The 12,210-nt window shown below is 64.9% G+C and carries 13 protein-coding genes; 11 read left to right on the top strand and 2 right to left on the bottom strand.

Annotated features, from left to right (window positions below; all coding sequences use genetic code 11):
- Positions 1 to 11: 11 nt before the first annotated feature.
- Positions 12 to 2,024 carry an excinuclease ABC subunit UvrB gene (gene uvrB, locus ACERLL_RS14485; RefSeq protein WP_373656819.1) on the bottom strand — a complete coding sequence of 671 codons (2,013 nt, stop codon included), beginning with the start codon at positions 2,022 to 2,024 and terminating at the stop codon, positions 12 to 14.
- A 123-nt stretch (positions 2,025 to 2,147) separates the two neighbouring features.
- On the opposite strand from uvrB, the gene ACERLL_RS14480 reads away from it, so the two are divergent.
- The 6 genes from ACERLL_RS14480 to ACERLL_RS14455 all read left to right on the top strand — a co-directional run bounded on the left by ACERLL_RS14480 (position 2,148) and on the right by ACERLL_RS14455 (position 8,309).
- Positions 2,148 to 3,332 (top strand): pyridoxal phosphate-dependent aminotransferase, encoded by a 1,185-nt coding sequence (locus tag ACERLL_RS14480; RefSeq protein WP_373656818.1) that lies wholly within the window; start codon positions 2,148 to 2,150, stop codon positions 3,330 to 3,332.
- A 30-nt stretch (positions 3,333 to 3,362) separates the two neighbouring features.
- Positions 3,363 to 4,340 (top strand): L-histidine N(alpha)-methyltransferase, encoded by a 978-nt coding sequence (gene egtD, locus ACERLL_RS14475; protein WP_373656817.1) that lies wholly within the window; start codon positions 3,363 to 3,365, stop codon positions 4,338 to 4,340.
- Positions 4,341 to 4,431: 91 nt separating this feature from the next.
- The gene (locus ACERLL_RS14470; RefSeq protein WP_373656816.1) at positions 4,432 to 5,880 is read left to right on the top strand and encodes a HAMP domain-containing sensor histidine kinase; all 1,449 of its coding nucleotides are present in this window, start codon (positions 4,432 to 4,434) and stop codon (positions 5,878 to 5,880) included.
- Positions 5,877 to 6,431: a hypothetical protein gene (locus ACERLL_RS14465; protein ID WP_373656815.1), complete on the top strand. Its 555-nt coding sequence runs from the start codon at positions 5,877 to 5,879 to the stop codon at positions 6,429 to 6,431. Before ACERLL_RS14470 ends, ACERLL_RS14465 begins: the two co-directional genes overlap by 4 nt.
- Positions 6,432 to 6,455: 24 nt before the next feature.
- Positions 6,456 to 7,826, top strand: a complete 1,371-nt coding sequence (locus ACERLL_RS14460) for a sigma 54-interacting transcriptional regulator (RefSeq protein ID WP_373656814.1) — start codon at positions 6,456 to 6,458, stop codon at positions 7,824 to 7,826.
- Positions 7,827 to 8,042: 216 nt separating this feature from the next.
- Positions 8,043 to 8,309, top strand: coding sequence for an EF-hand domain-containing protein (locus ACERLL_RS14455; RefSeq protein WP_373656813.1), 267 nt, complete (start codon positions 8,043 to 8,045; stop codon positions 8,307 to 8,309).
- Positions 8,310 to 8,319: 10 nt separating this feature from the next.
- Here ACERLL_RS14455 and ACERLL_RS14450 read toward each other — a convergent pair whose 3' ends face one another.
- Positions 8,320 to 8,883: a macro domain-containing protein gene (locus ACERLL_RS14450; protein WP_373656812.1), complete on the bottom strand. Its 564-nt coding sequence runs from the start codon at positions 8,881 to 8,883 to the stop codon at positions 8,320 to 8,322.
- Positions 8,884 to 9,000: 117 nt separating this feature from the next.
- Between ACERLL_RS14450 and ACERLL_RS14445 the strand changes: the two genes are divergently transcribed.
- The 5 genes from ACERLL_RS14445 (at position 9,001) to ACERLL_RS14425 (ending at position 12,193) form a co-directional block, all read left to right on the top strand.
- The gene (locus ACERLL_RS14445; RefSeq protein ID WP_373656811.1) at positions 9,001 to 9,336 is read left to right on the top strand and encodes a DUF3301 domain-containing protein; all 336 of its coding nucleotides are present in this window, start codon (positions 9,001 to 9,003) and stop codon (positions 9,334 to 9,336) included.
- A gap of 120 nt (positions 9,337 to 9,456) precedes the next feature.
- Positions 9,457 to 10,002 (top strand): Slp family lipoprotein, encoded by a 546-nt coding sequence (locus ACERLL_RS14440; RefSeq protein WP_373656810.1) that lies wholly within the window; start codon positions 9,457 to 9,459, stop codon positions 10,000 to 10,002.
- 6 nt (positions 10,003 to 10,008) lie between these two features.
- Positions 10,009 to 10,506, top strand: coding sequence for a Slp family lipoprotein (locus tag ACERLL_RS14435; RefSeq protein WP_373656809.1), 498 nt, complete (start codon positions 10,009 to 10,011; stop codon positions 10,504 to 10,506).
- A gap of 100 nt (positions 10,507 to 10,606) precedes the next feature.
- Positions 10,607 to 11,557: a protein-methionine-sulfoxide reductase catalytic subunit MsrP gene (msrP, locus tag ACERLL_RS14430; protein ID WP_373656808.1), complete on the top strand. Its 951-nt coding sequence runs from the start codon at positions 10,607 to 10,609 to the stop codon at positions 11,555 to 11,557.
- Positions 11,558 to 11,560: 3 nt separating this feature from the next.
- Entirely contained in the window at positions 11,561 to 12,193 is a 633-nt protein-coding gene (locus tag ACERLL_RS14425) for a protein-methionine-sulfoxide reductase heme-binding subunit MsrQ (RefSeq protein ID WP_373656807.1), read from the top strand.
- Positions 12,194 to 12,210: the final 17 nt, after the last annotated feature.

Below are 12,210 nucleotides of genomic sequence, written 5' to 3'. Positions count from 1 at the left end.
AAGAACACCGCCTAGCCCACGCCAAGGGCCTTGGTCTCCAGCTTCTGGATCTGGTCCCGAAGGCGGGCCGCTTCCTCGAACTCCATGTTGCGGGCCTTCTCGAACATCTCTTCGCGAAGCCGCTTGATCTCCTTGTCGGCCTCTTCCGGGTCCAGCGTACCGTACTCGCCCTGGCCCTCGGCCACCTTCTTGGGTGCGGGGCCGGTATATCCACCCTTTTCCGGCACGCCCTCCAGGATGTCGGTGACCTCCTTGCGGATGGTCTCCGGGGTGATGCCGTGTGCCTCGTTATAAGCCTGCTGCTTCTCGCGTCGGCGCTCGGTCTCATCTATGGAGCGGCGCATGGACCCCGTCATGGTGTCGGCGTAGAGAATTGCCGTGCCGTTGACGTTGCGCGCCGCGCGCCCGATGGTCTGGATGAGGCTTCGGTCGGATCGCAGGAAGCCCTCCTTGTCCGCGTCCAGGATGGCCACCAGGGAGACCTCGGGCAGGTCCAGCCCCTCGCGCAGCAGGTTGATTCCCACTAGCACATCGAACTTGCCGAGGCGCAGGTCCCGGATGATCTCGGAGCGCTCCACCGTATCCACGTCCGAGTGCATGTAGCGGACCCGAATGCTCATCTCCTCCAGATAGCTGGTGAGGTCCTCGGCCATGCGCTTCGTCAGGGTAGTCACCAGCACCCGCTCCCCCACCTCGATGCGTTCGTTGACCTCCGACAGCAGATCCTCCACCTGGCTGGTGGCGGGCCGCACCTCCACCTGAGGGTCCACCAGACCGGTGGGCCGGACGATCTGCTCCACTACCTGCCCGGCATGCTCCTCTTCATAGGGGCCCGGGGTGGCGGAGACGAATACCGTCTGCGGCATGAGCCGCTCGAACTCCTCGAATTTCAGGGGCCGGTTGTCCAGCGCGGACGGCAGCCGAAAGCCGTATTCCACCAGGGTCTTCTTGCGGCTCCGGTCGCCGTTGAACATGCCGCCGATCTGCGGAATGGTCACGTGCGACTCGTCGATGACCATGATGGCGTTGTTGGGAAGGTAGTCCAAAAGGGTCGGCGGGGGGTCGCCGGGATCACGCCCGGAAAGATAGCGGGAGTAGTTCTCGATGCCCGAGCAGTAGCCCAGCTCCTGCATCATCTCGATATCGAACTTGGTGCGCTGCTCCAGGCGCTGCGCCTCCAGCTCGCGGTTGTCCGCCCGCAGCTCCTCCAGCCGCTCCTTGAGCTCCGCCTTGATCTGCTCGATGGCTTCCAGGAGCGTCGCCCTGGGGGTCACGTAGTGGGTCTTGGGATAGACCGTGATCCGCGGCAGCCGCGCCGTAACCTCCCCGGTTAGGGGATCGAAGGTGGACAGCCCATCCACCTCGTCGTCGAACATCTCGATACGGATCGCTTCCGACTCGTTTTCCGCCGGGAACACCTCGATGGTGTCTCCGCGCACTCGGAAGGTACCGCGGCGCAGGTCCATCTCGTTGCGCTGGTACTGGATTTCCGTGAGCTTGGCCAGAATGTCCTTCTGGTCCACCCGGTCACCCTGGCGCAGATGCAGGATCATGCCGTGATACGCGGAGGGATCACCCAGGCCGTAGATGGCGGACACCGAGGCCACGATGATGGCGTCCTCGCGCTCCAGGATGGACTTGGTGGCCGACAACCGCATCTGCTCGATGTGGTCGTTGATGGAGGCGTCCTTCTCGATGAAAGTGTCGCTGGAGGGGACGTAGGCCTCCGGCTGATAGTAGTCGTAGTAGGATACGAAGTACTCCACCGCATTATCGGGGAAAAAGCCCCGGAACTCCGCATAGAGCTGCGCGGCGAGCGTCTTGTTCGGCGCCATGATGACGGCGGGGCGGCCCAGCTGCTGGATTACCTGGGCCATGGTGTAGGTCTTTCCGGAGCCGGTAACCCCCAGGAGGCTCTGATAGGCCTCGCCGTCGGCGAAGCCCTCCACAAGCTGGCGGATCGCTTCCGGCTGGTCGCCGCTGGGCTCGTAGTCGCTATTGAGCCTGAAGGGTCTGCTTTCCATAGGGTAATTGTACCAAGTCTGAACCGCGCTCCGACCGCCCCAGGGATTCCCCAAATGGCGGTATGGCCGCAGTTATGCTAGTTTTTAAGCCTTTCAATCGCTTTCCACGGGAGAAGGGACACTTTGGCACTTCGCCTCTCCAACCGAGTACAGCGCATCCAGCCATCCCCCACCCTGGCGGTCACCGCCCGCGCCGCGGAGCTGCGCGAGCAGGGCCACGACGTCATCGGGCTCGGGGCCGGGGAACCGGATTTCACTACCCCGGAGCCGATCCGTGCGGCCGCCAAGACCGCAATTGACGCCGGGCACACCAAATATACCCCTGTGGACGGCATGGCCTCTTTGAAAAAGGCCATCTGCGAAAAGTTCCGGACCGACAACGCCCTGGAGTACACGCCCGAGGAAGTGATCGCCTCCAGCGGCGGCAAGCAGGTCGTGTTCAACCTGGTCCAGGCGCTCCTCGAGGAAGGCGACGAGGCGGTCATCCCCGCCCCCTACTGGGTCTCCTACCCGGATATCGTGAAACTGGCCGGGGCCCAACCGGTCTCCATCGAAACCGATGATACGGCCGGATTCAAGATCTCCCCGCAACAGCTCGAGGAGGCGCTGGGCGAGCGCAGCCGACTCCTGATCCTGAACAGCCCTTCCAATCCCACCGGCGCCGTCTATTCAGCCGAGGAGCTTAAAGACCTCGCCGAGGTGCTCCGGCAATATCCGCAGGTGGTGATCCTGACCGACGACATCTACGAAAAGATCCTGCTCGGGGAGAAGACATTCCGGAACATCGTGAACGTGGCCCCCGACCTCAAGGACCGAACCGTCGTCCTCAACGGCGTCTCCAAGGCCTATGCCATGACCGGGTGGCGCATCGGCTACGCCGCCGGTCCCCGCGAGGTTATCGCGGCCATGAAAAAGCTGCAGTCCCAAAGCACCTCCAATCCGGCCTCCATCAGCCAGCACGCCGCAGTTGCCGCCCTGCAGAGCGATCCGGATCTGATCCGTCCCATGGTCGAGGCCTTCCGGGAGCGGCACGACTATGTCTCGGAGGCCCTGAACCGCCTCCCCCACGTCTCCTGCCGGCGTGCCGAAGGGGCCTTCTATCTCTTTCCCGCCTTCCACGACGCCATCGAGGCCCTGGGCTTGGCGGACGATGTTTCCCTGGCCACCCATCTGCTCGATCAGGCCCAGGTGGCTCTGGTGCCGGGCAGCGCCTTCGGCGCCCCCGGGTACATGCGGCTGTCCTTCGCCACCGACATGGAGTCCCTCCGGACCGCCATGGATCGGCTCGGCCGCATTCTGGCAGGTTGAAAACAAAGCCCGACCCGAAATAAGGACCCAATGGTGTCAGACTCCCGAGGAAGCCCGGCTTCCCTGGACCAAGCGCGGCCGGACAGCGACGAGCTCCTCGCCGACGTGCTTCGCGGTTTGAGCGAGCCCCCCTACGCCTTGTCGCCGAAATATCTCTATGATCAGCGCGGTTCCGAGCTGTTCGACCGCATCTGCGACCTAGAGGCCTATTACCCCACCCGCACGGAGCTTTCCATCCTCGAGGAATCGGGCGGCGAGATCGCCTCCGCGGTGGGCGGCGAGGCCCTGGTGGTGGAGCTGGGCAGCGGCAGCAGCAACAAGACGCGGGCCCTGCTGGACAGGCTTCCCCAGCCCGCTGCCTACGTCCCCGTGGACATCTCCCGGGAGCATCTCGAGGCCGCCGCCGCCCGGATCGACGGCATTTACCCCGAGCTGGAGGTGCTCCCGGTGGCCGCGGACTATACGCGACCTTTCCCGCTGCCGCGGCCGACGTGCCCCGCGGAGCGCACCCTGCTCTACTTTCCGGGCTCCACCCTGGGCAACTTCGATCTGCCGGATGCCGAAGACTTCCTGGCGCGCCAAGCCGAACAGGCGGGATCCGGAGGGGGCATGGTCCTCGGTCTGGACCTGCAAAAGGACGTGGACGTGCTGCTGCGCGCCTATGACGATCCCGAGGGCATCACCGCCGCGTTCAATCGCAACCTGCTGCAACGGCTGCGGAAGGAGCTCGGAGCCGATCTGGATATCGAAGCTTTCGCCCACCGCGCCCGTTTCAACGAGGAGCTGGGCTGCGTGGAGATGCATCTGGAGAGCCTTACGGATCAGGAGGTCCGCATAGGCGGCCACGCGATCCCCTTCCAGACCGGGCAGACCATTCGCACGGAGCGCTCCTACAAGTACACGCTGGACGGGTTCCGCACCCTCGCCGAGCGCGCCGGCTTCCGAGTGGCCCAGGTCTGGACCGACCCGGCCGCCTACTTCAGCGTGCAGTATCTGGAAGTGGTCTAGCAGGGGTGGAGCTTTTTTCGCGGACCCAGTAAGCTGGGCTCGCCAGCCCGCAATCGGCGCGGCAAAAAGGGGGTAAGGTCAGGTCCGGCCGATGGCGATTAAGCACCCAAAATCCCTGCCCATGCTCATCCTGTATGGGTTCGGGGTCGTTTCCCTGCCCTTGATCGGGGCTCTGACGTACGGCGCGGTACACGTGGAGCGCCTGGCCGAACAGAGCCAGGACGCCGTGCACCAGGCCGTGCGCGCCATCCAGCACAGCAACAAGGTCATCGAGCAGGTCACCTCCATGGAGCGTACGGGACGTCAGTACCTCGTGCTCCAGGACAAGGCCCTCTACCAGACCTACAAGCAGACCCACGAGCAGTTTCAGCGCACGGTAACGCGCCTCAAGGACCTACCCCTTAGCAGCAAGCAGTACCAGCTCGCCAGCGAGCTCCTGCTGGCGGAATCGGCCCTGTTCAAGCACGTAAGCCAGGCCAAGCCCTCAGAGCGCAACCAGAAGGAGATCGCCAACGCCTTCATCGGCTTGACCCAAAAGGCGGAAAGCCTCCTCTCCCGAAGTAACGACCTGATCAACCGGGAAGTGGATATCCTCCGCAAGGACGCGAGCCAAGCCCAGGAGGTGCTGTTCTGGCTGGCAGCCTCGCTGATTCCTTTGTCCCTGGCCTCGGCGGCGCTATTCACCGTGCTCATCTCCAAGCCCATCCGGGAGGTGGACCATTCCATCCGGCAGCTCGGCGACGGCAATTTCGACAAGACCATCGACGTGGGCGGACCGCAGGACCTCAAGCACATCGGCGAGCAGCTGGACTGGCTCCGGGAGCGGCTCCGGGAGCTGGAGCAGGAAAAGACCCGATTCCTTCGCCATGTCTCCCACGAGCTGAAGACCCCGCTCACCGCCATCCGGGAGGGCACGGAGCTCATGGATGAGCGCACGGTGGGACAGCTCAACGAGGACCAGCTTGAGATTATGCGTATCATCCGCAGCAGCAGCGGCCAGCTGCAGCGGCTCATCGAGGACTTGCTGAACTTCAGCACCGTGCAGATCGGCCCCCCGGCCTTGAACCTCACCTCCGTGCATCTTGGAGACCTTGTCCGCGAGGTGGTGGAGACGCACAAGCCGGCCACCATGGCTAAGCACCTGACCCTGGATATTCATCTGGATGAAAGCATTCAGTTGACCGCGGACCGGGAAAAGCTTCGAACGATAGTGGACAATCTGGTTTCCAACGCGGTCAAATATTCCCCTGAGGGGGGGCAATTGCGGATAGCGGCAGCGCGGTCCGAGGACGAGGCCACCCTTGATGTGGTTGACAGCGGCCCCGGAATTACCGCCGAGGAGTCCCAGCGCGTCTTCGAGGCCTTCTTCCAGGGCGGCGTCCAGGCGCAAGGCTACATCAAGGGCTCCGGGCTCGGACTGTCCATTACCCGCGAATACGTCAACGCCCATCGCGGCAGTATCCACGTGGTGAATGCCGAGCAGCCGGGCGGCCACCTCCGCGTTACCCTGCCCCTCGATGGCCAGAAGGAGGCCGCATGAGCGGTTTACGTCCGGCCGGAACCGTCCTGGTGCTGATTCTCCTCGCCGGGTGCGGTACGCTGAACCGGTCCGGTCCGACCGGTGGCGCGGATGACCTCGCATCGTATTACCGCTATGCAGCGGCCCTTGACAAGGCCACGCTCACGGGCGAATACCGGAACTTCCGCAACTGGGTAACGGGAAGCCGATGCACGCCCGACCGGCTTAGGTTGGCGATCCTCACCCTGGTGGCCGAATCCGGCCCCGCCAGCAAGGCCGACCCCAGCGTGGTGCTGGGCCCCTGTCTGGGGGGATCCGAGCGACCGCCTCCCCGCCTACGGAATATGGCCTTCCTCCTGGAGGACCAGATCCGGAAGCGGCGCGACCTGGCCAAGCACGCCCACGAGCTGCGGAGCCGGGTGAACCATCTGGAGGGGTCCTTGTCCGAGCAGCGGAAAGCGCGCCAGGAGCTGACGGAGAAAAAAGGGGAATTGGAAAAGCGCCTGAAAACGTTGCAAGAACAGCTCGAGGCCCTCAAGGACATCGAGCGCAGCATTCAACAACGGGACTGATTCCCCGGAGCAGTGGAATAAACTATGGACCGCGCCCAACGTATCCTACTGGTGGACGACGATCCGGGACTGCTACGCCTGCTCTCCATACGCCTGAAATCCGGCGGCTACCAGGTGGCCGCAGTGGAAAGCGGCAATGAGGCCCTCGCCAATCTGGCCGCCGTACGGCCTGACGTGGTCATTACCGACCTGCGCATGGACGGCATGGACGGCATGGCCCTTTTCGACAACATCCGCGAGCGCCACCCCACCCTTCCGGTAATCATTCTGACCGCCCACGGCTCTATCCCGGATGCCGTGGAAGCCACCAAGCGCGGCGTATTCGGGTTCCTGACCAAACCCTTCGACAGCAGCGACCTGATGGAGCAGGTGGAAAAGGCCCTTAACCTGTCCGGGGGCTCCGAGGAGGGGCGGGATGACGGCCGGCAGGCCCCCTGGCGGGAGGAGATCATTACCCGCAGCCCGTTGATGGAGGACGTGCTCGGCCGGGCGCGCATGGTGGCCGACAGCGACGCGAGCGTCTTCATTCAGGGGGACAGCGGTACCGGCAAGGAGCTCATGGCACGGGCCGTCCACAAGGCCAGCCCCCGGGCGGAGCAGCCTTTCGTGGCCATCAACTGCGGTGCCATCCCGGAAACGCTGCTCGAATCCGAGCTCTTCGGACACAAGAAAGGCGCCTTCACGGGGGCCACCCAGGATCAGAAGGGCCTGTTCCAGGCCGCCCACGGCGGCACCCTGTTTCTGGACGAGATCGGCGATATGCCCCTGACCCTGCAGGTCAAGCTCCTGCGCGTCCTGCAGGAGCGACTGGTTCGGCCCGTGGGGGCCACGGAAGGTATCTCGGTGGATGTGCGCATCATAACCGCCACACACCGTGACTTGGCCGAGGAGATGTCCGAGGGCCGCTTCCGGGAGGATCTCTATTACCGGCTCAACGTCGTGGCCCTGGAGCTCCCGCCCCTGGCCGATCGCAGCGAGGACATCCCCCTCCTGGCCACCCACTTCCTCTCCCAGCTGGCGGAGAAGTACCGGAAATCGGTCAAGGGCTTCGCACCCGAGGCCATGGAGCGGCTGGTCAGCGCCCCCTGGCCCGGCAACGTCCGCCAGCTCTTCAACGTGGTGGAGCAGGTGGTGACGCTCTCCCCCACCCCGATCATCTCCGAGGATCTGGTCCAGAAGGCCCTCAACGAGGACCCCGAGGAGCTGCCCTCCTTCGCCGATGCTCGCCGCGAGTTCGAGCGGGAGTACCTGGCCCGCGTCCTGCAGATGACCGGCGGCAATGTGAGCCAGGCGGCCCGACTGGCCAAAAGAAACCGGACCGAGTTCTACAAGCTGCTCAACCGTCACCACCTCGACCCGACTCTGTTCAAGCAATCGGCGCGTAGCGAAAGTTGACGGTCATGTCGCCGGGAGGCGACAAGCTCCGGAGAGCGGTATTAGGATTCTCCCTGGTTTTGCGGGAGAGCTGTCGCTGATCGGCAACAGTTTACCTTCGCCCCGCTCGCGGACATGCGCCGTAAACCGGGCCATCACATAACGGCACACAAATTGCCTCCTCCGGTTGAAAGGCTGCGCATCCTGCCGCCTGACTAGGCCGTAAAGGAGGCTTCCATGGCCCGGTTGCTCTGGAGCTTGGTCCTTTTGGCGCCCTTCGTGGCCTGCACCGGAAAACCGATCGATCCCGGCATCGCCGCCCGGGCCCAGCCCTTGGGATTCGACCGGCTGGACCTGGACCGGGACGGTTATCTTTCCCCCAAAGAGGCGAAGCGCGCCCTGGATCTGCCCGGTCTGGTAACCCGGGCGGATACGGACCGGGACGGCAAGGTGGACCGGCAGGAGCTCCACCGCTACGTGCACGGTGGCTTGGGCCGCGGTTGATCCGGCGGGATCAGCCGCCCTCTTCCGCCACCGCCCAGCCCAGCTCCGCCGCAATCCGGCGTGCCGCATCCATGTGCACCTGGTGCTCCCGCGCACCGCGCAGCACCAGCCGGGTAAGGCGTACGCTCTGGAGCGCGGGCAGGGTCTTCATCAGTGTTCGCACGGCGATCTCCGCGGCCTCGCCCATGGGATACCCGAACGCCCCGGTACTCAGCGCCGGAAACGCTACCGAGCCCGCCCCGTTCTCATCGGCGACGAATAGGCTGTTGCGGTAGGACCGTGCCAGAAGGTCCGCGGGGTTCGGCTCATTGTCGTAAACCGGCCCCACCGTATGGACCACGTAGCGGGCGGGAAGAGCATGCCCCCCGGTGATCTTCGCCTCCCCGGTGGCACAGCCGCCAAGACCCTTGCACTCCTCCCAGAGCCCCGGCCCGGCGGCCCGATGTATGGCCCCCGCCACGCCGCCACCTGGCGCAAGCTCCCGGTTGGCGGCATTTACCACAGCCTCCGTTTCCTGGGCAGTGATATCGCCCCGTTCGATTTCCAGGCACCAGTCCTGGTACCAGCTTCGCATGACGTCCCTCCTTTCCCGTGACCCCCCCCAGCCCTGGATGGGATTTCCGCACCCAGGACGCAAGACCGGCGGTTCCCACACCGGGACCTATGGGTGTCTGTCTAGTACCATGGATTTATGATGCCCCTGTACGCCATCGCCCTGATCGCCGTCTGCATCCTCCTGTGGGCCGACTTCCTCCGGGCACGGGAGCGTGCCGTGCGCATAGCCGACAGCGCTTGCCGGCGCCGGGAATCCCAGCTCCTCGACGAGACCGTGGAGCTGCGCGGCCTGGGGATGGGCCGCGACCCCCGAGGCCGCATCCGCCTGCGGCGGCGGTATGCCTTCGAGCTCACCCGGGACGGCCGGACCCGGGAGCCCGGATGGCTTGTTCTGTTCGCCGGTCAGCTCGAATCCCTGGGCTTCCGAGCCGATGTGGAAGATTCCGCGAGGGAGCCTTCGGCGCGGGGATAGCCGGCCCTCCGGCATGCAACCTTTCCGGCCCCCGTCCTTGTCCAAGAAGTATCGGCCCCACCCGATACTCCGGCGGGCCGATCACCCTGCCCGATCGGCAAACGCAAAGGAGAGACGGGGATGCACGTGCTTCGCGCCCTTTCCGCCGCTCTGTTCCCATTGTTCCTGGCCGCCTGCGCCACCAACATCCCCGAGCCCATACGGGAGCCGGAAACCGGCGGCCCGAGCCTCGCCGAAGTCCGCTCCGATCCGGAGGCCCACCGGGGCGCCCGGGTGCGCTGGGGCGGACGGATCGTCCAGGTAGGGAACAATCCGGAGACCACCAGTATCCAGGTGGTCGGCAAACCGCTGGAAACCGATGGCCGACCGGAGGAAGGAGACACCAGCGAAGGCCGCTTTATCGCCCGGATCGAGGGATTCCTGGATCCGGCGGTCTATTCTCCGGGCCGCCTGATCACGATTACCGGCTCCTTCGAGAAGATAGTGAAGCGCAAGATCGAGGAATACGAATATCGGTTCCCCCTGGTGGATACCGCGGGACACTACCTCTGGGCCAAGGAGGAGCCGCAGACGCGCAGGCGCTACCACGACCCTTGGTACGATCCGTGGCCCTGGTACTATGACCCCTGGTACCCCTATCGCTCCCCCTACTATCCCTATTGGTAGGCAGTAATGCGAACCTCCTATCGTACCTTGCTCCTGGTTCTCTGGGTGCTGGCCCTCGGCGCTTGCGCCACCCCGCGCTTTCCCACCGAGCAGATCGCTCTCGACGTGACGCCGGGTCAGGCCAAGGCGGACATGAGCCGGCTGGAGGGCACCCGGGTGCTCTGGGGCGGCACTATCGTCAACGCCACGAACAAGGAAGACAGCACCCGGCTGGAGATCCTCGCCTACCCCCTGGACGGGGACCAGCGGCCCGACCTGGAGGAACCGCCCCAAGGCCGTTTCCTCGCGTTGGAGGAAGGGTACCTGGAGACCGCCAGCTATGCCCCAGGCCGAGAGGTTACCGTCAGTGGCCGGCTTACCGGGCTCCGCGAGGGCATGATCGGCGAGGCCGCCTACTCCTATCCGGTGGTGGAGGTCGTCGACATCCAGCTCTGGAAGGAGGATCGGGGCTCCGCTCCCGGCTCCAACTTCCGTTTCGGTATCGGAGTCATATTCGGGGGATGACGCCTCCGGGCCTGTTAATCGTTCCTGGGATCACTCCATTGAATCCGAGCGGGTCCCGGCCCCGTATGTAGACGAAACCCCTCCATTCAGGGAATCGCCCATGCTCATCAAGCGCCCCGACCCCATTCCGTCCCGGGAGGTCACCAGCGAGAACCTTTTCCATGGCCGCCGCCGGTTCCTCCGTGCCGCGGCCGCGGGCTCCCTGGCGGCTCTCGCCGGGTCCGTCCTGTGGCCGGCTCACCTCGCTCGGTCCGGCATCCGCATCGGCGATACGGAGGAGAGCCGCTTCAGCACCGAAGAGGACCTGACGCCCTGGGAAGAGGTGACCACCTATAACAACTTCTACGAGTTCGGCACCGCCAAGTCCGATCCCGCCCAGTATGCGGATCAGCTCCCTACGGACCCCTGGTCCGTGGAGATCACCGGAGAGGTGGCCAGACCGGGCAAGGTAGGCCTGGAGGACCTACTCGGCCCCCATTCCTACGAGGAGCGGATATATCGCCTGCGCTGCGTGGAGGGATGGTCCATGGTAATTCCCTGGGTGGGCTTCCCGCTGGCCGCGCTCCTGAAGCGCTTCGAGCCCACCTCCCAGGCCAAGTTCGTGGAATTCACCACGCTCTACGACCCCGAGCACATGCCCGGACAGCGGCGCAGCGTCCTGGACTGGCCCTATGTGGAAGGTCTGCGTCTGGACGAGGCCGTTCATCCCCTAACCATCATGGCTGTGGGCGTGTACGGGAAGCCCCTCCCCAACCAGAACGGCGCGCCCCTCCGGCTTGTGGTGCCCTGGAAGTACGGCTTCAAGAGCATCAAGTCCATCGTCCGCATCCGGCTCACCCGTGAGATGCCCGTCACCACGTGGCACAAGGCGGCCCCCGACGAATACGGCTTCTACGCCAACGTGAATCCCAATGTCCCGCACCCCCGCTGGAGCCAGGCCCGGGAACGGCGCATCGGCGAATTCTTCAAGCGCGACACGGAGATGTTCAACGGCTACGCCGACCAGGTGGCGCATCTGTACAAGGGTATGAACCTGAAGCGGTGGTTCTGAGGCATGCCCGGATTCCCGGTCCGGAGCCTGGTCTTCGCTGCAGCGCTGGTGCCCCTGGGCCTGCTGATCCTCGAGACCTTCCAGGGGACGCTCGGACCCAACCCCGCCAGTGCGCTTATCGACCGTACGGGGGAGTGGGCCCTGCACTTGCTGCTGATCACGCTGGCGGTCACCCCGCTGCGCCGCGTATCCGGCTGGCGCTGGCCCGGCAAGGTGCGCCGCCAGCTCGGTCTGTTCGCCTTCTTCTATACCCTGCTGCATTTCGCCGCCTACGCCGCCTTCGACCAGTCGCTGCGGCTCAGTGCCATATGGCTGGATCTCTGGGACCGGCCCTTCATCACCGTGGGCTTCGTGGCCATGATCGGACTGATTCCCCTGGCGGCAACCTCCACCACCGCCGCCATGATCCGGATGGGCGCCTGGTGGCCGCGGTTACACCGCTCCGTGTATTTGCTGGCGGTCCTTTCCGTGCTCCACTACTACCTGCTGGTCAAGGCGGACATTCGGGAGCCGCTCATCTACGCCCTGATCCTGGGGATCCTGCTCGGGCTGCGCATGCTCCCCCGTTCCTGGCTGCGCCGGATGAACCCCACCCGCCGAGGCCGGGCCCAGGCGCAGGCGGCGCCCCGCAGATAAGGCTCTTCACGGCTGTT

Source organism: Thiohalorhabdus sp. Cl-TMA (assembly GCF_041821045.1).
GTDB classification, from domain to species: Bacteria; Pseudomonadota; Gammaproteobacteria; order Thiohalorhabdales; family Thiohalorhabdaceae; genus Thiohalorhabdus; species Thiohalorhabdus methylotropha.
Note: the sequence above shows the minus strand (reverse complement) of the source record. Positions and strands in the feature narration are given on the sequence as shown.

Bases quoted from the DNA above. Each gene is read 5' to 3' on its own strand.
- uvrB (WP_373656819.1), bottom strand. From the start codon at position 2,024: ATGGAAAGCAGACCCTTCAGGCTCAATAGCGACTACGAGCCCAGCGGC.
- egtD (WP_373656817.1), top strand. From the start codon at position 3,363: ATGGTGTCAGACTCCCGAGGAAGCCCGGCTTCCCTGGACCAAGCGCGG.
- ACERLL_RS14470 (WP_373656816.1), top strand. From the start codon at position 4,432: ATGGCGATTAAGCACCCAAAATCCCTGCCCATGCTCATCCTGTATGGG.
- ACERLL_RS14465 (WP_373656815.1), top strand. From the start codon at position 5,877: ATGAGCGGTTTACGTCCGGCCGGAACCGTCCTGGTGCTGATTCTCCTC.
- ACERLL_RS14460 (WP_373656814.1), top strand. From the start codon at position 6,456: ATGGACCGCGCCCAACGTATCCTACTGGTGGACGACGATCCGGGACTG.
- ACERLL_RS14455 (WP_373656813.1), top strand. From the start codon at position 8,043: ATGGCCCGGTTGCTCTGGAGCTTGGTCCTTTTGGCGCCCTTCGTGGCC.
- ACERLL_RS14450 (WP_373656812.1), bottom strand. From the start codon at position 8,883: ATGCGAAGCTGGTACCAGGACTGGTGCCTGGAAATCGAACGGGGCGAT.
- ACERLL_RS14445 (WP_373656811.1), top strand. From the start codon at position 9,001: ATGATGCCCCTGTACGCCATCGCCCTGATCGCCGTCTGCATCCTCCTG.
- ACERLL_RS14440 (WP_373656810.1), top strand. From the start codon at position 9,457: ATGCACGTGCTTCGCGCCCTTTCCGCCGCTCTGTTCCCATTGTTCCTG.
- ACERLL_RS14435 (WP_373656809.1), top strand. From the start codon at position 10,009: ATGCGAACCTCCTATCGTACCTTGCTCCTGGTTCTCTGGGTGCTGGCC.
- msrP (WP_373656808.1), top strand. From the start codon at position 10,607: ATGCTCATCAAGCGCCCCGACCCCATTCCGTCCCGGGAGGTCACCAGC.
- ACERLL_RS14425 (WP_373656807.1), top strand. From the start codon at position 11,561: ATGCCCGGATTCCCGGTCCGGAGCCTGGTCTTCGCTGCAGCGCTGGTG.